Consider the following 24,983-nt stretch of genomic DNA (forward strand, 5'->3'; position numbering starts at 1 on the left):
CATGTTCAAAAAACGCAGCGTCCCGCTGGAGGCGCTGACCAGCAGTCGTCAGGCGGTGGTCAGGCCGCGCCTGTACCGCTTCCCGCCGTTGCGCAACCGGCAGGCCGGCGGCGCGCAGGCCGACGGCGAGGCCGCGCCCGCCGCCCTGGAGCCTGCCGACTACCAGCTGCAGGTCAAAGAGGGCTTTCAGGAGGGGATGAACCGCGGGTTCGCCCAGGGCATGGAGGACGGCCGGGAAGAGGGCTATCAGGAGGGCGTCCGGCTCGGGTTTGATGAGGGCGTGCGCAAAGGGCTGGCCGAGGGCAAACAGCAGGCCCGCCAGCAGTTTCTCGACGCCGCCGCCCCGTTTGAGCGTCTGACCGCAGAGGTGCAGCGCTACCTGGAGAGCTACGAGCAGCGCCGCCGCGAGGAGCTGCTGCAGCTGGTGGAAAAAGTGACCCGCCAGGTGATCCGCTGCGAGCTGGCGCTGCATCCGACGCAGCTGCTGGCGCTGGTCGAAGAGGCGCTGACCAGCCTGCCGCACCCGCCGGAGCAGGTGCGGGTGCACCTTAACGGCGAAGAGTTTATGCGCATCAGCGAGGCGGAGCCGGAGAAAGCGCGCGAGTGGGGGCTGGTGGCCGATCCCGCCCTGGAGCCGGGAGAGTGCCGGGTGGTTACCGACACCGCCGAAATGGACGTCGGCTGTCAGCACCGCCTCGACCAGTGCGTGGAGGTACTGAAAAACAGCCTGCTGCCGGAAGCGACCCATGAGCAGCCTTGATTTTGAGGAGGCGCTGCGCTCCATTGAGCAGATCGATCTGGCGCGGGTCGCCGGACGTCTGGTCAGGGTCAACGGCATTCTGCTGGAGTGCGTCGGCTGTCGGCTGGCGGTGGGGCAGATGTGCCATATCGAGAACGCCGACGGGGCGCTGATGGACGCGCAGGTGGTCGGCTTCGATCGCGACGTCACCTGGCTGATGCCCTTTAAGCACCCCTCCGGGCTGATTGCCGGGGCGCGGGTATTTCCCGCCGGCAAAGCCGAAGGCATCGCCATCGGCGATCGCTGGCTGGGGCGGGTGGTGAACGGCCTCGGCGAACCCCTTGACGATAAGGGCAAGCTCGGGGGCGAGACCCTGCTGTCGCCGCAGCTGCCGCAGGTACATCCGCTGAAGCGGCGGCCGGTTCACGCGCCGCTGGACGTTGGCGTCCGCGCCATCAACGGCCTGCTGACCATCGGCAAGGGGCAGCGCGTCGGGCTGATGGCGGGCAGCGGCGTCGGCAAAAGCGTGCTGCTCGGCATGATCACCCGCTACACCCAGGCGGAAGTGGTGGTGGTGGGGCTGATTGGCGAGCGCGGCCGGGAAGTAAAAGAGTTTATTGATAATGCCCTGCAGGCCGAAGGGCTGGCCAAGTCGGTTATCGTCGCCGCGCCGGCCGATGAGTCGCCGCTGATGCGCATTAAAGCCACCGAGCTGTGCCACTCCATCGCCAGCTACTATCGTGACAAGGGCAAAGACGTGCTGCTGCTGGTGGACTCCCTGACGCGCTATGCCATGGCGCAGCGCGAGATCGCGCTGTCTCTGGGCGAGCCGCCGGCCACCAAGGGCTACCCGCCCTCGGCCTTTGGCATGATCCCGCGGCTGGTGGAGAGCGCCGGCAACAGCGAAAGCGAAGGATCGATGACCGCCATTTATACGGTGCTGGCGGAAGGGGACGATCAGCAGGACCCGATCGTCGACTGCGCCCGCGCGGTGCTCGACGGCCATATCGTGCTCTCGCGCCAGCTGGCCGAAGCCGGGCACTACCCGGCCATTGATATCGGCCAGTCCATCAGCCGCTGTATGAGCCAGGTGACCGGCCGCGAGCATCAGCTGGCCGCCCGCGCCCTGAAGCAGCTCTACGCCGAATACCAGAGCATTAAGCCGCTGATCCCGCTGGGAGGCTACGTCGCCGGTGCCGATCCGCTGGCGGATAAAGCGGTGCGCCTCTCGCCGGCCATCAACCAGTTCTTACAACAGGAAGTCCAGGACGCCGCGCCGCTGGAGCCAACCATCGGCGATTTGTGCGTGCTGGCGCAGGCAGGGTAACGCACGATGAGCAAATTAATCTCCACCCTTGAGCAACTGCACCTGCTGCGCGCCCGCGCGGTAGACGATCTGAGCAGCCAGCTGGCCTCGCAAAACCAGCGGTGCCAGCGCTTTGAAAAGAATATCGACGCGCTGTCGGCCCTTGCCGCAGGCCTGGGCTCCCAGAGCGGCAGCAGCGCGGCGATGATGATCAACCAGTCGAAATATAAACATAACATCCAGCGCATCATCGACTGGCAGAAGCAGGAGCAGGCGCTGGCCAACCTGGAGGCGCAGAAGCTGCAGGGGAACCTGCTGGCCGAGGCAAAGCGGGAAAAAAGCCTTGAGCTGGTGCTCGACGCCAGACGCGCCGACCGGCAGGCGGACCTTAGCCGCCGGGAACAGAAGCTCACCGATGCCGTTTCCGCCCAGTGCTGGCTGCGGCAACAACGTCAGGCCCGTCAACGATAAAGGCTATGAAGAAGAAAACAACCTCCTCCAAAGGCTCTCTGATGGAGACGCTGCTCCAGCGTCAGCAGGGAGCACGGCCCCGGCCCGTGCCGTTTGTCAGCGTGATCTGCCCCACCTGGAACCGCCGGGAGTTTCTGCCCTATCTGCTCTATATCTGGCAGTATCAGGACTACCCGGCCGACAGGCGCGAGCTGATTATTCTGGACGACTCCGCCAGCAGCAGCGCCGATCTGATCGCCATGATGACGGACCCGGCGCAGCCCAACGTGCGCTACGTCCACAGCGAAACCCGGCTGGCCCTCGGCAAAAAACGCAATATGCTCAACGCCATGGCGCAGGGGGAGTATATCCTCTGTTTCGACGATGATGACTACTATCCGCCGGATAAAATCTCCTGGCAGGTGGCGCAGATGCAGGACAACAGGGCGCTGTTTTCCGGCAGCGACCAGATTTATATCTGGTACAGCCATCTGGATAAGATCTATATCACCCACCCCTTCGGGCCGCGGCACGCCCTGAACGGCACCTTTGGCTATCACCGCAATCTGCTGAAAAAGCACCGCTATGACGACGCGGCGACGCAGGGGGAGGAGACGGCGTTCCTTAACGGCTTCACCACCCCGGTGCAGCAGATCGATCCGCGGCGCGCCATCCTGTGCATTTCCCACAGCAGCAACACTTACGACAAAGATTTTGTGATGGGCAGCAGTACGCCGGTGGATCTGACGCTGGAGGATTTTGTTAAGGATGCCAACCTGCTGGCGCACTACCGGCGGCTTTGCCGCGCGCCGTTGAACGTACAGGTGAACTGGCAGGCCTTTGGCAAGGTGGCGCTGCTCTACGATCCGGCGGACGAGGCGGGGCTGGCCGACCGCCGCCAGGCGCTGCTGGACTTTGGCATCGCTGCCGACCAGCTCTGGCCGGTGGCGAAAGTTTCCGGCGAGTCGGCGGCGCGGGCCGAGCTGGAAACCCACGCCAGGGTGCTGGAGCAGGCGATCGGCGCGGGCTGGAAAAACGTGCTGCTGCTGGATGCCGACGTGCGTTTTGTGAAAAAAGAGAACACGGTTAACGACATTAACAAGCTGCTGGGGGGCCTGGATCGGCTGGAGTGGCAGATGCTGCTGCTCGGCGGGCGCTATGAGAATTTTACCTTGACCCGCTCGCTGAAGGGGGTGGCGCGGATCTTTAACGCGGGCTGCGGCTGCGCCTACGCGGTTAACGCCGGCTACTACGACCTCCTGCTGGACGCCTACCGTCAGGCCATCGAATGCCAGGTCAGCCTCGACCGCTGCTGGGCGGCACTGATGAATAGAGGCCATCTGTGGCTGGGCTTCAGCCCCAGCTTTGCCTTCCTGCAACACCACCCGGACCCGGAAAGCGGTGAAATCATTGACTGCACGCACTGGTTCTTCCGCAAACATCGGCCAGAAAACGTCTGAAGAGAGTAAAAATGGAACTGATAGAACACTACCAACCTGAATTTGTCGTACGTTTTGCTGCGCTTGCCGCGCCGTGCCAGTGCCCGGCCTGTCAGAACGGCGAGCAGGGCTGGCCGCGCATCAGCGTGAAGATGAAAAACCAGCAGCGCGAAAGCCTGGATATGCGCTGCGAAACGGCGGCCAGGGAGATGCTGCTGAATCCCCAGGCCTTTATCCTGCACACCACCGAGGGAGAGGCCCAGAGCGAAGAGATGCTGTCTGAATGGAGCGAAACCCTGAGCCAGCACTGTATTAACCTGGCGATCCACCCGGCGCTGACCCCGCAGCTCAGCCTGTACGCCATCGGCGTGCTGCTCAGCAAGGCGCAGCAGTATCAGGACGGCGGCGAGTGCGATCCGGCGCTCATCGCCGCGATGGGCGAACAGCTGGCGACGCTGGCGGAGCAGGGGGTTCTGGCGGAGCAGTTTACGCTGCTGCCGCCGGTGGTGGAGAACCGCCTTGCCGCGCTGAAAGCGATGGGGCAGATGCGCCTGAATCTGAACCTGCCGCTGGCGGAAAAAATGGGCATCGCGCTGAAGCTGAGCGAGCTGGCGATTGTGCAGCCGACGCGGCTGGCGGAGCGGCTGACGGAGCTGGAGGCCATCGCGGCCAACCTTCCCCTGTTTGCTGAACAGCCGCATATCCTGCGCAATGCGCTGATCTATCAGCTTTACAACGACGTCTTCCCCGGCATCCGCTGCGCCAACTACGGCGAGGCGCTGCTGGCCCTGGCCGAGCGCTTCTTCCGTATCAACATGCTGTGCGCGATCCGCAGCGAGCAGGGCGCGCTGACGGCGGACGACGTGGTGCTGCTGCTCTCCGCCCTGGCGGGCTGGCAGCAGCAGAATCCGTTTGTCGGCAGGGCGGAGCATACGCCCGATCACAGCCTGCTGTGTGGCCTGTCGCTGCTGTAGCCTGACGCCGGACGGACGCCCTTCAGTCAAACCGCGTCCTCAGGGTGCGGAACGAGGGTCAGGTCTGTGGAGAACGCCGCCCGGTAAAGGCGGCTTTGCTTAACGCAAGGGGGCGGAGCGGTAACACCCGATTCGCCTCGCTACAGCGCGATGTCCGCAAGCTTATCGTTGATATTGCGGGTGGTTCCCCACATTTGATACGCAAAGCGGTGGCCGCGGCCGAGGTAATTCTGGCCGGTAAAATGCGTCGGTAAAAAGTAATGGCTTGGCCAGCAGGTGAGGTTGGCGTATTTCAGCCTGTGTACGGTTTCGGTCAGGTATTTGGGACCGGTGACGATCCAGGGCAGATCGTCGAGCACGCTCTCTTTTTTCGTCAGCCCCAGAATCAGCTCGGCCATCAGCGCCGACCGCGGCTCCGACGCCACATAACAGTTGGCGATAAGTCCGGGACGCGCGATCTCGCTTTCCATACTGGCGCACACCTGGCTGTCGAAAAGCCACTCCTCAAGGGGGCGGATACAGACGCTGTCCGCGTCAACCGCGAAGCCGCCGTGATGAAACAGGATCTCATAGCGCATAATGTCCGCCGCCCCGCACATCCTGCCCGCGCTTATCATCGCGTCAATATGCCGCTGGTTAATCCACGCGGTTTTTTGCAGCTCGGCGTTACCCCACACCACTACCTTCCAGGAGGGGTTCTGCTGCTTCCAGGTGTCAATCATTTGATGGGGCGTTTTGGTCTCGTCGCCAATCCAGACGATGTGGATCGTTTTCGGGATTCTCATAGCGCTATCTCCGCCAGATCCGGATAGAAGTCGTGAGGCTCTCCCGCCGCCGGGTGGCCGGCCACGGGATAGAGGCCGAGCCAGGTGTGTTGCTGCATCAGCGGCAGCCAGGCCATATCTATGGCGTATTCGTCGCCGTCTCCCCCTTTACGCAGATTGTCCACGGCGTTTTTGAAGCACTGATGGAGCATGGCCAGGTAGTCGGCGTGTACGGCGTAGGCGCAGGGGCGGCGGGCATCCAGCGGCCTGACGATCGCGTCAGCGGCGCTGAGCTGGGCGACCGAGCGATACTGCGCGCTCAGCAGCGCGCCGCCCCAGCTGATGCTTTTCAGCACTTCGATAAAGTGGCCCAGGCGTTCTGTCGCGCCCGGTTCGCTGTTGAACACCATCCCCTCATCCAGGATCAGCACCGTGCCCCAGCCCTGGGCGATAGCCGTTTCGAGGGCGGCCAGATGGGTTTGGGCCTCGCCAATGTGCGCAAGCAGATGGTGTACGGCGTCAAGCCGGTAAATGTTTTGCGCGGGAACCCCAAGGCGCTGCAGTGTCTCTTCGCTACGGCTTCTGTCGCCCCGGCGCTCGGGCCTCTGGATGCAGATAACCTTATCGAAGATGCGCCAGTCGATATCTGTCATGTCTCTTCTCCGGATAAAAAAGCGGCCCTGAGCGCGCGCTTCCGCCCCGGAGAAATCGCGGTTCGGGCGGGCGCGGCGTCGGGCCAGAAATCTGTCGTCAGGGCGCGGGGTATCGTCACTACAGTTCAAACCTGGCGGGCGACAGGGAAAATAGCGACCGGTTCCTACCCCTGCTGATAGAGCCAGTTTTCCGGTTCGCTGGCGTTCAGCAGGTTGGTCAGGATCTCCTGCTGCATATTCATCAGCACGGCGTTGCGCTCATTGGCGGCGTGGCACCGTTCGGCCTGCTGCTGCAGGCTTTGCCAGAGCGCGGCAACGGTCTTTTGGTGGCTGGCGGGCAGGCGGGCGATGAGCCTTTGTATTCCTTCGGCGCTGGCGCTGATGCCCAGCTGGTTGAGCAGGCGATAGCGGCGCTGGCTGTGCTGCGACAGCGTCTGGTAACACCCCATGATCTGCTCGTTGAGCGCGGTAAGCTCCGCGGTGCGGCGGGCGATAATGTACTCGCGCTGGCGGAGCAGTAGCTCATTGAGGGCCAGGTAGTGGCGGCGATCTTCGGCCATATCCTGAATCAGGGTCTTAACGCGCTGGGCGGCGTGAGTCATTATTACCTCTGGAAATACTTCTGCATCGCGTTGGTCAGCGAGTCGAGGTTAACCGCGATTTTTCCGCTGCTGATGGCCTCTTTCATTTCGGCTACCCGCGCCATATCCACTTCCGGCAGCGCGGACAGCTGCGTTTGCGCATCGCCGAGCACCGGATCGACGGCGGCGCTGCGCTCTACTTTGCTGCCTTCCCGGGCGACGGCGCGGGTCTGTTCCGCTGCGCTGCTCTTGCCGATCGCGGCGGCCAGGTTAAATGGGGTCGCTGTTACTTTCATCGCTTCGTTCTCTTTATCTCGTTATGGTTGCGGATGAATCCTGCCCTGCGGAAGGAGGACTTCCGTTGCCCTCACAGCTAAAAAGCGGCGCGCCGCCGGATAAACTTAAGCCGCCGGCGAATATTTTTAGCCCCGGCGCTAAGGGCCTGGTTCACCCGACCCTTAGCGGCCGCCAGCGTAGATCATCCTCACCACGCCTGGCTCCGCGACCACCGCGCTGACCACCCGTTCGCTGCTCTCGTTTTTAACCTTCACGATCTCCCCCTTGCGCCCCTTTTTCATGGCCTCGCCGGTGGTGCGGGCCTCGACGCCGCCCTGTTCGGCGATCATCAGCACGCGCTGGCCGCGCTCCACCAGCACCGGGGACTCCAGCTGGCTCAGGGCGATGGGCTGCAGCTCGCGAATGCGGCGCTTCACGGTCAGGCCGATGGCCTCGTCCGGGTTGGTCAGGAAGTTGCCGCGCAGGCTGCTGACGTTGAGCTTTTTAAGCGACACGTCGCTGGCGGTAATGACCTGGCCGCGATCCAGCGTGTTTTTGGCGATGGTCACCGGCAGATAAATATCCGGTTTGACCACCACCGCCACGTCCCAGCCCTGCGGTCCTTCGCAGCGGACGTCGAAGCGCAGGCGGTTGAGATCGAGGCGTTCGCCGCCGGGCAGCGACACGCTCAGCGGCGTTGGGCAGGGGGCGTAGCGGGAGACGTCCGACGGTACGAACAGGTTCATTTTCGCCTGATAGTCTACCCACCGGAGGCGCTTTGCCTGCTGGCGAATGGCCTGGGCGGCGTGCTCCTGAACGGCGGCGGTGACCTGCTTACGGGCGCTCTGGCCTTTCCCCGTCGCGGCGAACAGCGGCAGCGCCGTAAAAAGCAGCAGCAGGAAAAACGACCTTCCGGGGCGGAAGTTCTGCTTCACCCGGCGCGCGAATGAAGGAGTGAAAATATTATAAATCATGGACTTAAAACCTTGGCACGAATATTGCTTTACAAGAGGGCAGATCGTTGCAGGTTTAGCATCACGAGGTATGAATTGTGAGTATTACTTTTGATAAAGCATTGGGCGTTCATCCGCAGGCCGTAGCGCTTCGACTTTCCCGAGCAGAGCTGCTGTCGGCCAATCTGGCAAACGTCGATACCCCCAATTTCCAGGCTAAAGATATTGATTTTGCCGCTGAGATGCAACGTTCATCGCGGAGTTTTTCGCAGCCGTCGGCACCGCAGGTGATGTACCGCGTGCCTTATCAGCCCTCCTCCGACGGCAACACCGTCGCGCTGAACGTTGAGCAGGCTGAGTTTGCGAAAAATACCCAGGATTTTCAGATGAGCCTGGCATTTTTAAACATGAAGTTCACGGGCCTGAAAAAGGCCATTGAAGGTAAGTAATCCTACGCAGGTGATAACGGAATATGGCTTTTACCGATATTTATCGCGTTTCGGGGTCGGCAATGACGGCGCAGACCGTTCGTCTGAATACCATCGCCAGTAACCTCGCCAATGCGGAAACCGCCGCGGCCACCGAAGAGGGCGTCTATAAGGCGCGCCGTCCGGTGTTTGCCGCGGTTTATCAAAATGACGAACTCATGAACCGCCGGGCGCTGACCGGTGCCCGGGTCCAGGTGATGGACGTCGTGGAAACCGGCAGCGCCATCCAGCGCTATGAGCCGCACAGCCCGCTGGCCAACGCCGAGGGCTACGTCTACTACCCGGACGTAAACGTGGTGGAGGAGATGGCGGACATGATGTCGGCGTCGCGCGGTTTTGAAACCAACGTCGACGTCCTGAACAGCGTGAAAAGTATGCAGCAAAGCCTGCTGCGGCTTGGAGAGGTATAAGAATGAATGTAGACGGTACGTCCAGCAGAAGCCAGAGCGCGGCGTCTGACGGCAGCATAGCCGCTAACACCGACAGCGCCGCCGGGATGAATACCCTGTTCATGCAGCTGCTGGTGGCGCAGATCCAGAACCAGGACCCGCTGAACCCCACCGACGGCACCGAGTACGTCAGCCAGCTGGCGCAGCTGACGCAGGTGCAGTCGATGGAGACCATGTCGCAGCTGATGGCCAACAACTCCGTGCTGATGGACAACCTGCAGACGCTGTCCACCGGCAACCTGGTCGGGCAGAACGTGATGGTGCAAACCAGCACCATCAACTCCGACGGGGAAACGGCGATTACCGGGCGGCTGACCCAGGAGCACGCCTCCGGCGTCACGACGGTCATCGTCAAGGATGCGGCCGGCGTTGAACACAAGATCGAGCTTGGCAAGCAGGAGGCCGGGCAGGTGGACTTTACCATCGATCCGGAGGAGCTGGGCCTCAGCGAAGGCAAATACACCCTTAGCGTGGTCACCGACACCGGGGAAGAGAATATCCCCATCGAGGTGGGCGGCGTCGTCAACAACGTGCGTATTCCGCTCGACGGCAGCCCCACCCAACTGAATATCACCGGGATCGGTGAAATGGCTTATACCACTATTACCCAGTTTGGCAGCGGCTCGCAGAAGCGCGCATAAGCCGGGTTAAGCATTTAAGTTAACAGGAATTTAACATGAGTTTTAGTATTGCGACCTCAGGTCTGAATGCGATTACCGAGCAGTTGAACGCGATTTCCAACAACATTGCCAACTCCGGCACCGTAGGGTTTAAATCCGGCCGCGCGGAGTTTTCCGCCCTGTATGCCGAAAGCCAGCCGCTGGGCGTCGGCGTTTCCGGCATTACCCAGAGCATTAGCAAAAGGGGAAGTATTACTTCCGCCGACCGGGCCTTAGACCTGGCCATTAACGGCGCTAACGGCTTTTTCGTCGTCCGCGACAGCGCGGGCACCACCGCCTATACGCGCGCGGGCTATTTTGATACCGACAGCAGCGGCAACCTGGTCAACAACCTGGGGATGTATCTGCAGGGCTATCCGGTGAACGCCAACGGCGAGCTGCAGGTGGGCACCATCGGCAACCTGACCATCAGCAGCGGATCGATTCCGGCGAAGGCGAGCGACAGCCTCGACTTTACCGCCAACCTGGACGCCCGCGCCAAAAAGCCGGAAACCAGCCCTTTTACTCCGAAGGACAGCACCTCTTATAACAACTCCTACACCACCCAGATCTATGACTCGCTGGGCCGCGAGCACTCGCTGAACCAGTATTTTGTCAAAACCGATGAAAACAGCTGGGAAGTGCACTACTACCTGGACGACGCGGAGATCCCCGGCAGCAGCCAGACCATCGAGTTTACCGAGCAGGGGGTGCTGAAAAGCCCCACCGGCGCGACTGAGCTGCAGATGCCGGTCTCCGGCGCGGCGGATCTGACGATCGATCTGAGCTACAACGGCACCAGCCAGTACGGCTCTGACTTCTCCGTCAGCAAAAACAAAAGCAGCGGCTACGCCTCCGGCGAGCGCACCGGGCAGGCTATTGATGAAGACGGCAGCGTTTACGCCACCTTCTCTAACGGCGAGCGGATGCTGCAGGGGCAGCTGGTGCTGGCGAGCTTCGCCAACCCCAACGGCCTGGCCTCTCAGGACGGCACCACCTGGGCGCAGACCGCCAGCTCCGGCGCGCCGCTGACCGGCACCCCCGGCTCCGGCCTGCTTGGCTCCGTGAAGTCCGGCGCGCTGGAGTCTTCCAACGTCGATCTGACCTCCGAGCTGGTTGGCCTGATGACCGCCCAGCGCAACTACCAGGCCAACACCAAGGTCATCAGCACTAACGACAACATGATGAGCGCGCTCTTCCAGGCGGTGTAATGGATCGGTTGATATTTACCGCCGTGAGCGGCGCATCGCGCAGTTTGTCGCAGCAGCAGATCCACGCCAACAACCTGGCGAACGTCAATACCCAGGGCTTTCGCAGCGATCTGGATAACGCCCTCTCGCAGCAGGTTAGCGGCGAAGGGTACGCCTCGCGCTTTATGGCCCAGCCCACCCAGGGCGGGGTCGATATGACCCCCGGGGCGGTGCGTGAGACGGGGCGTAACCTCGATATCGCCGTAAAGGGCGACGGGCTGATTGCGTTGGTGCAGGGCAACCGCGAGGTTTACACCCGCAACGGGCAGATCGAAGTGGGGCCGGAGGGCGACTTATCCATCGACGGCCTGCCGGTCTCCGGCGACAACGGTCCGATCGTCCTGCCGCCGTTCTCCTCCGTCAGCATCAGTGAGGACGGGGTGATCACCATCGTCCCGGACGACGGCGACATCGCCGCGCCCATCGACGTTGACCGCATCAAGCTGGTGAACGTGCCGCCGGGAGAGCTGCGTAAAAATGAGAACGGCTTTCTGGTGAGCAACGCGGCGATAAACCCGCGCGACGAAGAGGTGCTGGTGGCCTCCGGCCATCTGGAGTCCGCCAACGTCTCGGCCATCTCTGAAATGGTGTCCAGTATCGCCCTGAACCGCCAGTTTGAGGCGCAGATCAAGATGATGAAGGCCGCCGAAGATCTCGCTAACGCAGGCAACCGCCTGATTCGCGGCACCTGACAGTAATAAGAAGGAATAACCATGAATCCCGCATTATGGATCAGTAAAACCGGCCTGGCGGCGCAGGACGCCAAAATGACCGCCATCTCCAACAACCTGGCCAACGTTAACACCACCGGGTTTAAGCGCGACCGCGCGATGTTCGCCGATCTGTTCTATCAGAATCAGCGCGCGCCGGGCGGCCAGCTCGACCAGAACAACATCGCCCCGACCGGCATCCAGTACGGCACCGGGGTGAAGGTGGTGGGCACCCAGAAAGAGTTCACCGTCGGCAACATCCAGAACACCGGGCAATCTTTTGACGTGGCGATTACCGGCCAGGGCTTCTTCCAGGTGGAGACCGCCGACGGCGACATCGCCTATACCCGCGCCGGCAACTTCCAGAGGACCCCGGACGGCGTGCTGACCAACGCCCAGGGCCTGCCGCTGGTTCCGCAGATTGAACTGCCGGACAACGTGAAGGATCTGAAGATTGGCAAGGACGGCACCATCACCGCCACGGTGGCGGGCGAGGCCGATCCGGTGGAGCTGGGGCAGCTGACGCTGGTGAATTTCGTCAATCCGGCCGGCCTGGAGGCGCTGGGGGGCAACCTGTACCGCGAAACGGCGGCCAGCGGCGAAGCGGTGGAGGGGGTGCCCGGCGAAGAGGCGTTCGGCCAGCTGGAGCAAGGCTCCCTCGAAGGTTCCAACGTCCAGGTGGTTGAAGAGATGGTGGATATGATCACCGTTCAGCGCGCCTACGAGATGAACGCCAAAATGGTCTCTGCCGCCGATGACATGCTGAAGTTTGTCACCCAGTCGATGTAAAGCGCGGCTTTAAAGTGAACGAGAAATGAAAAAGCAGTTAGTTATCAGTCTGCTGGCGCTGTTTTTGTCGGGCTGCGAAAGCCCGACGCTGCTGGTAAAGAAAGACGATGCGGCCTTTGCGCCGCCGGAGGTGGTGGTGCTGCCGGAAAGCAACGTGCGCGGCGGCGGGCTTTATAACGGCAACTACAACTGGTCATTAACCCAGGACCGTCGGGCCTACCGTGTGGGCGATATCCTGACCGTCAAGCTGGATGAATCGACCCAGGCCAGCAAGCAGGCGCGCACCAACTTTGGTAAGAAAAACGATGTCTCGCTGGGCGTTCCGCAAGCCTTTGGCCACACCATCGACAAGCTCTCCGGCTCCATCGACGGCAGCCGCAACTTCAACGGCAACGCCACCTCGCAGCAGCAGAACAGCCTGCGCGGGGCCATCTCCGTTGCGGTTTACAAGGTGTTGCCCAACGGCGTGCTGGCGATCCGCGGCGAGAAATGGCTGACCCTCAACCAGGGGGACGAATATATGCGGGTGACGGGGCTGGTGCGGGCGGAGGACATTGAGCGCGACAACTCCATCTCTTCCCAGCGCATCGCCAACGCCCGCATCTCCTACGCCGGGCGCGGTGCTCTCAGCGATGCGAATGCGGCCGGCTGGCTGACCCGCTTCTTTAACCATCCGCTGTTCCCGATCTGATGGAGACCGTGATGCGTAAACTGGCACTTTTTTTCCTGCTGATCGCCAGCATGAGCGCGGCGGCCCAGCGCCTTGGCGATGTGGTCGATATTCAGGGCGTGCGCGGCAACCAGCTGGTGGGCTACAGCCTGGTGGTGGGGCTTGACGGCACCGGCGATAAAAACCAGGTCAAGTTCACCAACCAGTCCATTACCAACATGCTGCGGCAGTTCGGCGTCCAGCTGCCGGCGAAGATTGACCCGAAGGTCAAGAACGTGGCGGCGGTGGCGGTGAGCGCCACCCTGCCGCCGGGCTACGCCCGCGGGCAGAACATTGACGTCACCGTCTCGTCCATTGGCGACGCGAAGAGCCTGCGCGGCGGCACGCTGCTGCTGACCCAGCTGCGCGGCGCGGACGGCGAAGTGTACGCCCTGGCGCAGGGGAACGTGGTGGTCGGCGGGGTGAAGGCCGAGGGCAACAGCGGCTCCAGCGTCACCGTCAATACCGCCACCGTCGGCCGGGTGCCGAACGGCGGCTCGGTGGAGCGCGAAGTGCCCAGCGACTTCCAGCAGGAGCCGGTGGTAATGCTCAACCTGAAGCGGCCCAGCTTTAAAACCGCCAACAGCGTCGCGGTGGCGCTGAACGCCGCCTTTGGCAGCGGTACGGCCACCGCGCAAAGCGCCACCAACGTCGCGGTGCGCGCGCCGATGGGGGCGGGGGACCGGGTGGCTTTTATGTCCACCCTGGAGGACGTACAGATTAACGCCGGCCGACAGCCGCCCCGGGTGGTGTTCAACGCCCGCACCGGCACGGTGGTGATTGGCGACGGCGTGGTGGTACACGCGGCGGCAGTCTCCCATGGCAATCTGACCGTCACCATTCGCGAATCGGCGAACGTCAGCCAGCCGGGGGCCTTCAGCCGGGGCCGGACGGCGGTCACCCCGGAGAGCGATGTTAATGTCAACCGCGGCCGCGGCCAGATGGTGACCATCGCGGCGGGCACCAGCCTGCGCAGCATCGTCAACACCATTAACAGCCTTGGCGCGGCCCCGGACGACACGATGGCCATCCTGCAGGCGCTGCACGAGGCCGGCGCGCTGGACGCCGAGCTGGTGGTGATTTAAGGAGATCCTATGTTGAACGCCGTTAACCGACAAACCACCATTCTGCCCGGCGATCTCTCCGGGCAGGTCAAGCCGCAAAACCTTGAACAGGCCGCCGAGCAGTTTGAGGCGATGATGCTGCGCTCGATGCTGACGCAGATGCGTAAAGCCGCCGACGTGCTGGGGGAGGACAACCCCTTCAACAGCAAGCAGCAGCGGATGATGCGCGACTTTTATGACGATCGGCTGGCCTCCGAGCTGGCGTCCCAGCGCAGCACCGGCATCGCCTGGATGATTGTTAATCAGCTTTCGCCGCAGGGTGCCGCCCCGCTTAAGAACGGGGCCGAAACGGCCGCTTTACATAAGCAACCGCAAGAACTTAACACGCCTGTGATTCCAGTAATGGGCGGGCAGGAGTAAGCCATGAGTATGATTAATATCGCCTACAGCGGACTGCAGGCGGCCCAGTTCGGGATGAACGTTACCTCAATGAACGTGGCCAATATCTACACCGAGGGCTACAGCCGCCAGGGGATCGTCCAGAGCGCCATCGGCCCGATGGGCGCGGGAATGAGCCCCGGCAGCGGGGTTCAGGTTGACAGCATTCGTCGCATCTCCAGCCAGTATCTGGTCAACCAGCTCTGGCAAACCACCAGCAAAGCCAACTACTTTGACACCGGGGATCAGTACATCAGCGCGCTGGAGCAGGTGATCGGCACCGACTCCACCAGCCTTGGCAACGGGCTGGACGATATGTTCAGCGCCCTGAGCGCCCTGACCCAGACCCCGGAGTCGCCGGCCCTGCGCCAGCAGCTGATCAACCAGGCCGGCGCGCTGGCGACCCGCTTTAATAACGTTAACAACTTCATTTCCAGCCAGAAAGAGTCGGTTGACACCCAGCGCAACGCGATGGTCGAGCAGATCAACACCCTGAGCGCCAGTATCGCCGACTACAACAAAAAAATTACCGATACGGAGTCCACCGGCGGCAACAGCAACGTGCTGCGCGATCAGCGCGACGAGCTGGTGAAGCAGCTCAGCACGCTGGCGGAAGTGAAGGTAACCGAGGATGGCAGCGGCGGCTACACCGTCTCGCTCTCCAACGGCCAGCCGCTGGTCAGCGGTAAAACCGCCGGGCAGCTCAGCGCCGGGAAGGACAACAACGGTAATTCCACGTTGACGCTAAAGTTCTCCACCAGCGAATTTTCCATCAACCCGTCGGCGGGCGGCCAGCTTGGTGCGCTGTACGATTACGAAACCGGCACCCTGGCGCAGATGAAAGATTCCGTGCAGGGGATGGCGCAATCCATCGCCACCCTGTTCAACGGCCAGCTGGCGCAGGGCTTCGACCTGAACGGCAACCAGGGCAAGCCGCTGTTTACCTTCGATCCGAGCGATCCCGCCGGGATGCTGCGGGTCACGGATCTGAAGCCCGAGGAGCTGGCGCTCTCCGGTGCCCAGGCGGCGGACGGTTCGGGCGTACCGGGCAATGGCGATAACCTGAAGCTGCTGATCGAGCTGAAAAATCAGAAAACGGACATTCCGGGCCTGGGCAATATGAGCCTCAACGAGGGGGCGGCGGCCATTATCTCCACCATCGGTATCGCCAGTAAGAAGGGCAAAACGGAGGCGGAGGCGGCGGTGGCGGTGCTGAAGGACGCGCAGGATCAGCGCGATAACCTGAGCGCGGTGAATAAAGATCGGGAGGCCCTTAACCTGCAGAGCTATATGCAGGCCTACCAGGCCAATATGAAGGTTATCTCCACCGGCAATCAGATTTTCAGCGACCTGCTGGGGATGTTCTAACGTCATCAGGAATATAAATTTATGCGTATTAGTAGCCTGTACAACACCAACGCCATGCTGGCGCAGTTAAACATTAACGGCACGCGCTACAGTAAGCTGTCGGAACAGCTGATGACGCTGAAGCGAATTAACGTGCCGTCTGACGATCCCGTCTCCGCCAGCCGCCTGGTGCAGTTGAACCGCGAGCAGTCGGCGATTAAGCAGTATCAGAGCAATATCACCAGCCTGAGCGGGGCGCTGTCGATTCAGGAGTCAAACATCAGCGCGCTCAGCAACCAGATGCTGGCGGTGGGCGATAAGCTGAAGCTGGCCAATAACAGCACCCTCAGCCAGAAGGATATGGCGGGCTATGGCATGGAGCTTTCCTCCATGGTGGACTCGCTGGTGGCGACCCTGAACGCCAAAAATGAAAACGGCAGCTACCTGTTCTCCGGCACGCAGACCGACAGCCAGACGGTGACCTGGGATGAACAGAAAAAGGCCTACGTTTACGGCGGCAACGACAGCACCCGTGAAACCATTGTGGCCAACGGCGTTTCCATCACGGAGAACACCAACGTCACCCACGCCTTTTCCGGCTCCGGCAACGACCTTGAGATGCTCAACAAGCTGAAGGCGCTCAGCGACAAAATGCAGGACCCGAACGCCAGCTATGCCGACTATCAGGACGAGATGGATCAGATGATCGGCATGGCGCAAAACACCAGCGACAGCCTCGCCGGGCTGTTTACCGACCTCGGCGGCCGCCAGAACCGTCTGACCCTGCTGAACGACGCCCACAGCGACGTCAGCCTGGCCAACGATGACGTGGTGAAGGAGCTTTCCGCCACGGACTATCCCACCGCCTTCACCAACCTGCAGATGTATACGCAGTCGGTGCAGATCACCTATAAGGCTTACACCATGGTGAGCCAGCTCGATCTATTTAGTCTGATGTAAACATGATGCAGGTAGGTTTAAAAACAACGTCCCTCACCACCTCCACGCCCGCCGCCGGGCGCGGAGGGATTGATGCGCCGCAAACCATCGGCCGCCCGGCCGCGCCGGAGGTCATTACCCCCCGCAGCGCCTTCCCCGAATCGGCGCTGCTCTCCCGTCGGCCGATGCGCTACAACGTGCAGCTGAATCAGCAGCTCACGGCGGTGCAGCAGGCCGACAGCTATCTGGCGCAGACCGAAACTCAGCTCCTGCAGCTGCGTCAGTCGTCGCTGCGCGGCGACGCAGCGCCCCAGGCGAACGCGCTGCAAAAGCACCTTCAGCGCCGGTCGCAGCTCTCCGGCGGCACCATCGATCGCCATCTCACCGCGACGCTGGAGCAAAAGAGTACGGTTAACTTTACGCTGCCCGGCAGCGAGAAGCTGCTCAGTCAGCCGGACGGCGAAACGCTGGTGTTTTGCCTCGGCGGGCGGCAGCGGGAAATGACCGCCGTTTCCCTGCCGGAGGAGGCCACCCCGCGCCAGACGCTGACCCGGCTGAACGTCGGGCTGGGGCGGCTGGGGATCCACGCGCGGCAGACGGCGGGCGGGCAGCTGATGTTCAGCGTCGACGAAAGCCGCTGGGAGCGGGTCAGCCAGCAGCTGACCGTGCGCGGGGAGGGACGGCACTATCCGGGGGACGCCTTTACCCTGCTGGCCCCGCAGGCGGAGGCCGCCAGCAGCGACGAGGTGGTGGCGCTGGCGACGCGCCGGGAGCGTGAAAGCCAGCTGAAGCTACAAACCACCCTCGAGCATATCACCGGCCAGCGCAGCAGGCTGCGCCAGCAGCAGGACCGGGTGGCGTCGCGCATTAACGATATGGCGACGGTTTACAGTCCGGCCCAGGCCCAGGAGATTTCGCGCGGGCTGGGGGCGGCGCTGGCCAACAGCGGCAACAGCTACGGCGATCTCTCCCGGGCGCTGGGGGCGCAGGCGAACGTCAGGCTGGCGACGGTGAAAAATCTGCTGGGCTGAGGCGCGCGGCGGGCTGGCCTGTTCCGGCGTCCGAAAGGGGTAAAGGGAGAAGAGGAGAGGGGCGTTGGCCGAGCCGTCCGGAGCGCTAACGCCTTTCTGCAGGCGGGGCCGTCGGCCCCGCCCGAACGGGCCGCATCGCGGCCCGGATAACGATCAGCAGTCTTCGATGATTAAGTACGAGGCGTTGACCGGACCGTGAACGCCCACCACTTTGATCAGCTCAATATCCGCCGTGGAGCTGGGACCGGCAATGATGTTAATGCAGGAGGGCATTCTCGTCCCCTGTTCGGCCATCTGGTGCAGCTTTGTCGCCAGCTGCGCCACCCGCGGCAGGATCGTGCTTTTGCGTACCACGAAGATGGACGATTCGGGAAGCAGGCTAACGGAACGGCCCCGCTCAGGCGCGGAAAACAGTACGATGCCGCCGGACTCGGTCAGGCCGTACTCGGCGTAAACCACCCCCACTTTGGCCTGTTCCGCCAGGGCGATATTTTCGTTGCCCTGCGCCGGGTCCCACACCGTCGCCGCGCAGGCTTCCTGCAGGCGCGGGGTGATGCCCAGCGCCGCCAGACGCGCGTCGCCGCTGACGATCGCCGGCTGCTTGCCATATTTTTCGCACAGGCGCAGCGCGGCTTCCGGAGCCTGCTCCTCGCTGGTCAGCTCGCAGTGCACCATCATCACCGAAGAGGCAAATTCCACGAAGGCGTCGCAGAGCTGCTGCTGGCTGCGATCGGTCAGCCGCGTTTGCGCATAGTTTTTGGCCGGAGTCGGGCGCGGCTGCGGGATCGTCTGCGGCTCGCGGCCCAGCGCCTGGGCGATATTGGCTAAAAACTCAGTTCTGTTATCCATTATTTTTTTCCTGCGCTTTATGTTTCTTAAACCAGCTACGGAAGCTCTCGCCGTCCGCATCGGGTAAATCCCTCGCCTGGGTCCACTCGGCGATAGCCCCGACGTTTATCATCGGCTTACCGCCCTTAATGAACCATTTCGCCGCGCGAGCGCCGGCGACCATCCCAACCTTCCACATACCCGGATGGCTGTTGGCCCAGGTGAACATTTTGATCATCCGCTGCTCTGACTTTTGCGTCATGTTCTGTTCAGCAATCACCCGGCGGTGGCGCAGAATCAGCTTTGACAGCGGGATTTCCACCGGACAAACGGTGTCGCAGGCGGTACAGATCGAACAGGCGTAGGGCAGATCTTTAAAGTCCTTATAGCCGCCGATCAGCGGAGAGATCACGGCACCGATGGGGCCGGGATAGATGGAGCCATAGCCGTGGCCGCCGATGTGGCGATAGGCCGGGCAGGTGTTCATGCACGCCCCGCAGCGGATGCAGCGCAGCACATCTTTAAATTCGGAACCGAGCACGGCGGAGCGGCCGTTGTCGACGATAACCAGGTGGAACTCCTCCGGGCCGTCGACGTTATCCGCCTCGCGCGGGCCGGTAAGCCAGGTGTTGTAGCCGGTCAGCCGTGCGCCGACGGCGCTGCGCGCCAGCATGGTGATCAGCACGTCGACCTCTTCGAAGGTCGGCACGATGCGCTCCATGCCCATCACCGCGATATGGGTTTTCGGCAGGGTGGTGCACATACGCGCGTTGCCTTCGTTGGTCACCAGGCACACCGAGCCGGTTTCGGCGACGGCGAAGTTACAGCCGGTCACGCCGATTTCGGCGCTCAGAAAGTCCTGGCGGATCTTCTGGCGGATAAACAGCGTCATCGCTTCCGGCGTTTCCGGGCCGTCATAGCCCAGCTGCTCGTTGAGCACCCGGCGGATCTGATGGCGATCTTTATGGATCGCCGGCACCACCACGTGGGAAGGCGGGTCCTGATCCAGCTGCAGAATATATTCACCCAGGTCGGTTTCAATCACCTGTACCCCGGCCTGCTGCAGCGCATGGTTCATGCCGATCTCTTCGGTCACCATGGACTTGGCCTTTACCACCTTGCGGGCGTTTTTGGCCTTCGCCACCTGCAGAATGTAGTTGGTGGCGTCCTCTTTGGTTTTGGCAAAATAGACCGTCCCGCCGTTCCGGGTGACCTTCTCCGACAGCTGGTACAGATAGGCGTCGAGATTCTGCAGCACGTGGTCGCGGATCTCGCTGGCGTGCTCGCGCCAGAACTCCCAGTGCCCCAGCTCGTCAACCATCTTCTGACGGTTAGCGCCGATTCGCTCCTGGGCATTGGCCACCGCTTTGCGCATGATTGGGTTCTCAACCTGCTGGCGGACGCGCGTTTTAAAATCTACTTCACTGGTTTTTAAATACATGGTCTTTTCCTCAGCGGCTCATGAGAACTTCGGCAATGTGCATGACCTTCACCGGTCTGCCCTCGCGCTGCAGGCGACCGCCGATGTTCAGCAGGCAGCTGACGTCGGCCCCGATCAGGTACTCCGGCTGTGCTTCCATCAGATGCTCAACCTTCTCTTTAACGATCTCGCCGGAAATTTCGGCCATTTTAACCGAGAACGTGCCGCCGAAGCCGCAGCAGGTTTCCGGATTCTGGAACGGCAGCAGCTCCAGGCCCTGCACGTTCTTCAGCAGGGTCAGCGGTTCTTCCTTCACGCCCAGCTTGCGGAACAGGCTGCAGGAGGGGTGATACACCGCCTTGCCCGGCAGGCGCGCGCCGACGTCGACCACGCCCAGCGTGTTAACGATAAACGAGGTGAGGTCGTGCATCCGCGCGGCGACTTTCTCAGCGCGGCGCGCCCACTCCGGCTCGTCGGCCAGATAGCCGGGGTAGCTTTTGATGGCGTAGGTGCAGGAGCCGGCGGGAGAGACGATCGGATCGTCGTTCTCCTCCAGCGCGGAGATGATGTTTTTCATCCCCGGAATGGCTTCCTTGATGTAGCCGCTGTTGATGGCCGGCTGGCCGCAGCATCCCTGCCGTTCAGGAAAATTCACTTTACAGCCCAGCTGCTCCAGCAGCAGCACCGAGTCACGGGCCATGCGTGATTTGAGAGCGTCACCGATGCAGGTAACGTAAAAATTTATGTTCACTAAAAACTCCATTGCTCATTGTTATTTATTGCAGCGCGTAATCGCAGGCTGTGTCCCTTACCGTTGATGTGTGTCCCTGAAGGTCGTTCAGATGCGGGTAAGAGACGCAGCCCGGTACGTCATGCCATAAACCAGTAATAGAAAAGACCAATCTTCAGTCCAAGAATAACGATATAGGCGACGCAGTATTTCATTGTGCCAGCCATGATCTGGCTGCCCTGACCCTCCATGCGGGTAGCGGAAACCGCGATGGCGATGCTCTGGGGAGAGATCATCTTACCCCCGGTGGCACCGGAGGTGTTAGCTGCCGCCAGCCAATTGGGATCTATATTCAGTTTTTGCGCCGCCATGGTCTGCAGCTTGCCGAACAGCACGTTGGAGTTGGTATCGCTGCCGGTAACGAAGGTGCCCAGGGCACCGATAACGGGCGCAATAAAGACGTAGGAGCCGCCGGTGATGTCGACCAACGTCTGGGCAAGGGTGCCGATCAGGCCGCTGACGTCCATGACCGTCGCCAGGGCCACGATGGCCATAATGGCGATAATGGAGTTTTTCAGCTGCAGGATGGTTTTAACGAAAATATGCAGCATTCCGCCTGCGGACGCGCCCTGAATAAAGCCGCCAATGATTGTTGCCAGAATAATCAGTACGCCCGGCGTGGCGATCCATTCGATGCGCAGCGACAGGGTCTGTCCGTTAGCCAGCGTGAAGTGCAGCACCGAGGCGATGGACGACACGGCCGCCTTAATGCCGGGGAACAGCGGAGAGCAGAGCAGAATGAAGACGAAAATAAGGATATAGATAGAGCAGGTCTTCAGCAGTACCGCGGGCGAACGTGGGGGCGCGTCGCTTTTCTTATCGGCGTTGATAAGCCATGCCGGATCGGTCTTCCCGTTGCGCAGGCGACCGGCGACGGCAACGGCGATAAGGCTGACGAGGCTACCGGCGAAGGCGGGCAGCTCAGCGCCTAAATGGATCGCCACAAAATACTGCGGCACCAGCGTGGTAATACCGCACAGCAGGGTAATACCGAACACGCCGCGGATCGCCTTCAGGCCGCCGCCGATAATGCTGATGATGACGAAGGGCAAAATGATATTGAACAGCGCCAGCTGCAGGATAATGGTGCCGCCGAGGATGTTCACCGGCAGGTTAACCTGCTCCGCGAGGATCGATACCGGAATACCCACGGCACCGAAGGCGGTGGGAACGGTATTGGCGACCAGCGAAGCGATGGCCGCTTTCAGCGGGTTGAACCCCAGCGCGATCAGAATACCGATGGGAATCGCCACCGCGGTGCCGTAGCCCGCTGCCGCTTCAAGGAAGCCGCCGAAGCACCAGGAGATTAGCAGTACCTGGATACGCTTATCGTCGCTGATGCTGGTCAGCACCTCCCGGAGGATATCCAGCGCGCGGGTGGCCTGCATCAGGTTGTAGCTGTAAATCGCGCCTAAAATGACGATGATTATTGGCCACAGACCCTTTATCGCGCCGTAGATAATGGCGGATTCCAGCGTTTTAAGCGGGGTATGCCAGAAGAAAAAGGTTAATACACAGGTCAGCGCCAGCGTAATCAAAACGGAATAGTGGATAGGCATTTTAATTTTTAAAATTAAAAAAACCATCAATAAAAGCGGGGCGACGCCCAGAGAAAACAGCAGATACTCGTGCATTATGTATTCCTGTTGTATTTTTGTATTCCAGAACGGCGGAGTTTATACCTGAATAAGCCGGATAAAACGTTCTGCTGGATCGCTTCACTAAAAAAATAAAACTTATGAGAGGGATGAAAGATAATATTCTGTTTAGCTAATGTTAATTTATCTTTAAATAAAGCTACCTCTTAAGTATTAATCACGAAAAAAGGGAGTAGATCATGGGGCCGATAATCTATTTATTTGACTACGGATCAAAAATAGCTCCACTGTCTGTTTTTTGCGCATGTTTCGCCGTGGCGCGGTAAGCGGATTATCCGTAGCGCATAAATTTAAATCTGCTGGCAGTTAATAAAAGCAAAAATTATGCAAAAAAATAAGTTGATTTATCCCGAAGGTTATTTTTCTCGGCTGGCGAAATAACCCTTTTCTGGTTATGCTGCCCTGTGAAATCAAATTAATATACCCGTCATACTTCAAGTTGCATGTGCGTTGGCTTTATTCGGCCCAGAGGCCTCACCCTGAAGGACCGCCGCCAGCGGCGTTCAAATCGGCTAAGCCGGTTTGTCCTCGCTCACCCCAGTCACTCTGTCCGGAACAGAAATGAACGCCACGCGGTGGCCCGTCAGGACGAGCCGTCATGGATGAGACAAGTAACCAAAGGCCAACGCGCAGGTAGCCTGAAGTATGACGGGGATATACTCGAATCCTTCGGGGTATGATGGACGCAGCGCGTTTCGCACAGCCGTAAGGACAGCCTCCCAGGGCTGTCACCTACCGGGTATACGCTCCGGTTGCTGCGCGCTGTCCGGGGGCAAACCGCTCGGGCCAATGGGGCAGGCTTAGGGCCATAAAGGCCGGCAGGGGGAGCCGCTTACATCCGTTAAGCCGGAGCTTTCTGCCGCCCGGCGGCGGGCTAGGGCTGAAGCGGGTAGAGAACAATCATCCCGCTCTGCCCGACCACCAGCCGCTGGCCGTCAAGCGTCAGCGGTGCCATCCAGAAATTGGCGTGCATCAGCATATCAACCAGCCCGTCTATCATCAGCCCCTCGTGGGTGGTGGTGTGGTAAATCGGCATCAGGTTGAAGTAGAGCCTGCCCTTTTTTTCCGCCGTGGGGGTGAATTTCTCCTTCAGAACGAAGCGGTTATCATCCGGGTTGGTAAGGGTGGCCAGAATGGACCCCTTCGTCGCCTTCATTTGGGCGTTATAAATTTCTTTCGTCTGGGACATCAGATCATAGAAGCCCAACTGAAACGTGCCCTCCATATCCGCCAGGGGCAGAGAGGCGCTTCTCGCCCCGCCGGAGAGCGAACCTTTGCCAAACGCCACGGCGACAGTAAGAAGAATGCATAGAAAAATCAAAGCATTAATTTTCTTTACAGGTTGCCATTTCATTAAGCTTTCTCCGGGTTTCACGTATAATCAGGTTGTTCAGCCGCGCCGGAACAATCCGCCAGTGATAAATGGTCATCGCCAGCTGCTTTTTGTCACACTGGCCGGTGAGCGAAAAGGTGTAGTTCAGCGAGGAATGCGTGATGTGGAAGTAAACGTTCATCCGCACGGACTGCATTTTGATCTGCTGATTAATGGTATAAAAGGTGTCCTTCAGCTTGTCATAAACGTTGTTGGCTTCGAGTGTGGATACTCCCGTCGCCTCAAGCGAGTACAGATGAATATTGCTGTAGACGTTGGGCTGTATCTCGCGCGCGGCCAGCCGCTCGTCGTGGTTCTGCTGCATATACCAGCCGGCGGCGATCCCGCCGACGAGGGTCGCCAGCACCAGCAGCAGCAGCGTCGTCCAGTGGAGTGATTTTTTTACCGCCGGTGGCGCGACGGCGGGTATCTCAACGGGCTGCGGCTCCGCTTCGCTCTCTCTCGCCCCGCCGTCTCCGGGGAATTCGTCGAAAAGGGCAACCGGCTCCGGCGGCAGCGTCTCTTCTTCAGGATCGCGAACCTCGCTCTCCTCTTTTTCAATAAAGCTGCAGTAGTCCGGCTCCAGCAGATACCCCTTTCTGGGGATGGTCTTGATGATTTTCTGCTTTTTACCGTCGTCTTCCAGCGCCGCGCGCAGCGCGTGAATGGCGTTGGGCAGGCTGTTGTTGCCGATAACGCGGTGTTCCCACACCAGCTGGGTCAGCTCTTCGCGGGTAAAGATTTTCCCTGCGCCCTGGATCAGCGTTTCCAACAGTTTTAGCTGATACTCGCCCAGACGTTTACGTTCCCCGGTTGTTAAATGGAGAATCGAGCCTGAAGGAATATCAACCAGCCAGTTATTTATGGAGTAATAGCGTTTATTCATTTATTCATTTATTCATTGATG

28 protein-coding genes are annotated in these 24,983 nt (G+C 60.7%); 17 read left to right on the plus strand and 11 right to left on the minus strand.

Annotation, left to right across the window (positions count from 1 at the left end):
* The first annotated feature begins 1 nt into the window (after position 1).
* Genes fliH through GJV78_RS07790 form a run of 5 tightly spaced genes read left to right on the plus strand, consistent with a single transcriptional unit; the run spans position 2 to position 4,908 of the window.
* A complete protein-coding gene (fliH, locus tag GJV78_RS07770; RefSeq protein WP_155107786.1) occupies positions 2–760 on the plus strand; it encodes a flagellar assembly protein FliH in 759 nt (252 codons plus the stop codon).
* Positions 747–2,066, plus strand: a complete 1,320-nt coding sequence (gene fliI, locus GJV78_RS07775; RefSeq protein WP_155107787.1) for a flagellar protein export ATPase FliI — start codon at positions 747–749, stop codon at positions 2,064–2,066. Before fliH ends, fliI begins: the two co-directional genes overlap by 14 nt.
* A gap of 6 nt (positions 2,067–2,072) precedes the next feature.
* Complete coding sequence (gene fliJ / locus GJV78_RS07780; RefSeq protein ID WP_155107788.1) at positions 2,073–2,516, plus strand: flagellar export protein FliJ; 444 nt, start codon at positions 2,073–2,075, stop codon at positions 2,514–2,516.
* A gap of 5 nt (positions 2,517–2,521) precedes the next feature.
* Positions 2,522–3,955, plus strand: a complete 1,434-nt coding sequence (locus GJV78_RS07785) for a glycosyltransferase family 2 protein (protein ID WP_230979094.1) — start codon at positions 2,522–2,524, stop codon at positions 3,953–3,955.
* 11 nt (positions 3,956–3,966) lie between these two features.
* Positions 3,967–4,908 carry a hypothetical protein gene (locus tag GJV78_RS07790; protein ID WP_155107789.1) on the plus strand — a complete coding sequence of 314 codons (942 nt, stop codon included), beginning with the start codon at positions 3,967–3,969 and terminating at the stop codon, positions 4,906–4,908.
* Positions 4,909–5,048: 140 nt separating this feature from the next.
* Here the strand turns inward: GJV78_RS07790 and GJV78_RS07795 are convergent, their stop codons facing one another.
* The 5 genes from GJV78_RS07795 to flgA all read right to left on the minus strand — a co-directional run bounded on the left by GJV78_RS07795 (position 5,049) and on the right by flgA (position 8,156).
* Complete coding sequence (locus GJV78_RS07795) at positions 5,049–5,693, minus strand: glycosyltransferase family 32 protein (RefSeq protein WP_155107790.1); 645 nt, start codon at positions 5,691–5,693, stop codon at positions 5,049–5,051.
* Positions 5,690–6,325, minus strand: a complete 636-nt coding sequence (locus GJV78_RS07800; RefSeq protein ID WP_155107791.1) for a hypothetical protein — start codon at positions 6,323–6,325, stop codon at positions 5,690–5,692. The genes GJV78_RS07795 and GJV78_RS07800 overlap by 4 nt, the downstream gene beginning before the upstream one ends.
* Positions 6,326–6,489: 164 nt before the next feature.
* On the minus strand, positions 6,490–6,927 hold the full coding sequence (locus GJV78_RS07805) for a flagellar protein FlgN (protein ID WP_155107792.1): 438 nt from the start codon (positions 6,925–6,927) through the stop codon (positions 6,490–6,492).
* 2 nt (positions 6,928–6,929) lie between these two features.
* A complete protein-coding gene (gene flgM, locus GJV78_RS07810; protein WP_155107793.1) occupies positions 6,930–7,202 on the minus strand; it encodes a flagellar biosynthesis anti-sigma factor FlgM in 273 nt (90 codons plus the stop codon).
* Positions 7,203–7,364: 162 nt separating this feature from the next.
* The gene (flgA, locus tag GJV78_RS07815; protein WP_155107794.1) at positions 7,365–8,156 is read right to left on the minus strand and encodes a flagellar basal body P-ring formation chaperone FlgA; all 792 of its coding nucleotides are present in this window, start codon (positions 8,154–8,156) and stop codon (positions 7,365–7,367) included.
* A gap of 77 nt (positions 8,157–8,233) precedes the next feature.
* On the opposite strand from flgA, the gene flgB reads away from it, so the two are divergent.
* Genes flgB through GJV78_RS07875 form a run of 12 tightly spaced genes read left to right on the plus strand, consistent with a single transcriptional unit; the run spans position 8,234 to position 18,008 of the window.
* Positions 8,234–8,584: a flagellar basal body rod protein FlgB gene (gene flgB, locus GJV78_RS07820; protein WP_167519440.1), complete on the plus strand. Its 351-nt coding sequence runs from the start codon at positions 8,234–8,236 to the stop codon at positions 8,582–8,584.
* Between the two features lie 23 nt (positions 8,585–8,607).
* Entirely contained in the window at positions 8,608–9,033 is a 426-nt protein-coding gene (gene flgC / locus GJV78_RS07825) for a flagellar basal body rod protein FlgC (protein ID WP_155107795.1), read from the plus strand.
* On the plus strand, positions 9,030–9,713 hold the full coding sequence (gene flgD, locus GJV78_RS07830) for a flagellar hook assembly protein FlgD (RefSeq protein ID WP_407929047.1): 684 nt from the start codon (positions 9,030–9,032) through the stop codon (positions 9,711–9,713). Before flgC ends, flgD begins: the two co-directional genes overlap by 4 nt.
* 35 nt (positions 9,714–9,748) lie before the next feature.
* On the plus strand, positions 9,749–10,942 hold the full coding sequence (flgE, locus tag GJV78_RS07835) for a flagellar hook protein FlgE (RefSeq protein ID WP_155107797.1): 1,194 nt from the start codon (positions 9,749–9,751) through the stop codon (positions 10,940–10,942).
* Entirely contained in the window at positions 10,942–11,673 is a 732-nt protein-coding gene (locus GJV78_RS07840) for a flagellar basal body rod protein FlgF (protein WP_155107798.1), read from the plus strand. Before flgE ends, GJV78_RS07840 begins: the two co-directional genes overlap by 1 nt.
* Before the next feature lie 21 nt (positions 11,674–11,694).
* A complete protein-coding gene (flgG, locus tag GJV78_RS07845) occupies positions 11,695–12,480 on the plus strand; it encodes a flagellar basal-body rod protein FlgG (RefSeq protein ID WP_155107799.1) in 786 nt (261 codons plus the stop codon).
* A 25-nt stretch (positions 12,481–12,505) separates the two neighbouring features.
* A complete protein-coding gene (flgH, locus tag GJV78_RS07850; protein WP_155107800.1) occupies positions 12,506–13,171 on the plus strand; it encodes a flagellar basal body L-ring protein FlgH in 666 nt (221 codons plus the stop codon).
* An 11-nt stretch (positions 13,172–13,182) separates the two neighbouring features.
* On the plus strand, positions 13,183–14,274 hold the full coding sequence (locus tag GJV78_RS07855) for a flagellar basal body P-ring protein FlgI (protein ID WP_155107801.1): 1,092 nt from the start codon (positions 13,183–13,185) through the stop codon (positions 14,272–14,274).
* Positions 14,275–14,283: 9 nt separating this feature from the next.
* On the plus strand, positions 14,284–14,673 hold the full coding sequence (locus GJV78_RS07860) for a rod-binding protein (protein ID WP_155107802.1): 390 nt from the start codon (positions 14,284–14,286) through the stop codon (positions 14,671–14,673).
* 3 nt (positions 14,674–14,676) lie between these two features.
* Positions 14,677–16,059 carry a flagellar hook-associated protein FlgK gene (gene flgK, locus GJV78_RS07865; RefSeq protein WP_155107803.1) on the plus strand — a complete coding sequence of 461 codons (1,383 nt, stop codon included), beginning with the start codon at positions 14,677–14,679 and terminating at the stop codon, positions 16,057–16,059.
* A gap of 21 nt (positions 16,060–16,080) precedes the next feature.
* A complete protein-coding gene (gene flgL, locus GJV78_RS07870) occupies positions 16,081–16,998 on the plus strand; it encodes a flagellar hook-associated protein FlgL (protein WP_155107804.1) in 918 nt (305 codons plus the stop codon).
* 2 nt (positions 16,999–17,000) lie between these two features.
* Positions 17,001–18,008, plus strand: a complete 1,008-nt coding sequence (locus GJV78_RS07875; protein ID WP_230979095.1) for a hypothetical protein — start codon at positions 17,001–17,003, stop codon at positions 18,006–18,008.
* A 153-nt stretch (positions 18,009–18,161) separates the two neighbouring features.
* Here GJV78_RS07875 and GJV78_RS07880 read toward each other — a convergent pair whose 3' ends face one another.
* The 6 genes from GJV78_RS07880 to GJV78_RS07905 form a co-directional block, all read right to left on the minus strand.
* A complete protein-coding gene (locus tag GJV78_RS07880) occupies positions 18,162–18,857 on the minus strand; it encodes a LutC/YkgG family protein (RefSeq protein ID WP_155107805.1) in 696 nt (231 codons plus the stop codon).
* Positions 18,850–20,277 carry a LutB/LldF family L-lactate oxidation iron-sulfur protein gene (locus GJV78_RS07885; protein ID WP_155107806.1) on the minus strand — a complete coding sequence of 476 codons (1,428 nt, stop codon included), beginning with the start codon at positions 20,275–20,277 and terminating at the stop codon, positions 18,850–18,852. The genes GJV78_RS07880 and GJV78_RS07885 overlap by 8 nt, the downstream gene beginning before the upstream one ends.
* Positions 20,278–20,287: 10 nt before the next feature.
* Positions 20,288–21,007 carry a (Fe-S)-binding protein gene (locus GJV78_RS07890; RefSeq protein ID WP_167519441.1) on the minus strand — a complete coding sequence of 240 codons (720 nt, stop codon included), beginning with the start codon at positions 21,005–21,007 and terminating at the stop codon, positions 20,288–20,290.
* Positions 21,008–21,126: 119 nt separating this feature from the next.
* A complete protein-coding gene (locus GJV78_RS07895; protein ID WP_155107808.1) occupies positions 21,127–22,680 on the minus strand; it encodes an L-lactate permease in 1,554 nt (517 codons plus the stop codon).
* A gap of 898 nt (positions 22,681–23,578) precedes the next feature.
* The gene (locus GJV78_RS07900) at positions 23,579–24,058 is read right to left on the minus strand and encodes a hypothetical protein (RefSeq protein WP_155107809.1); all 480 of its coding nucleotides are present in this window, start codon (positions 24,056–24,058) and stop codon (positions 23,579–23,581) included.
* A complete protein-coding gene (locus GJV78_RS07905; protein WP_155107810.1) occupies positions 24,030–24,962 on the minus strand; it encodes a winged helix-turn-helix domain-containing protein in 933 nt (310 codons plus the stop codon). The genes GJV78_RS07900 and GJV78_RS07905 overlap by 29 nt, the downstream gene beginning before the upstream one ends.
* Between the last annotated feature and the right edge of the window lie 21 nt (positions 24,963–24,983).

The sequence above is a fragment of the Intestinirhabdus alba genome (genome assembly GCF_009711095.1).
Lineage (GTDB): Bacteria > Pseudomonadota > Gammaproteobacteria > Enterobacterales > Enterobacteriaceae > Intestinirhabdus > Intestinirhabdus alba.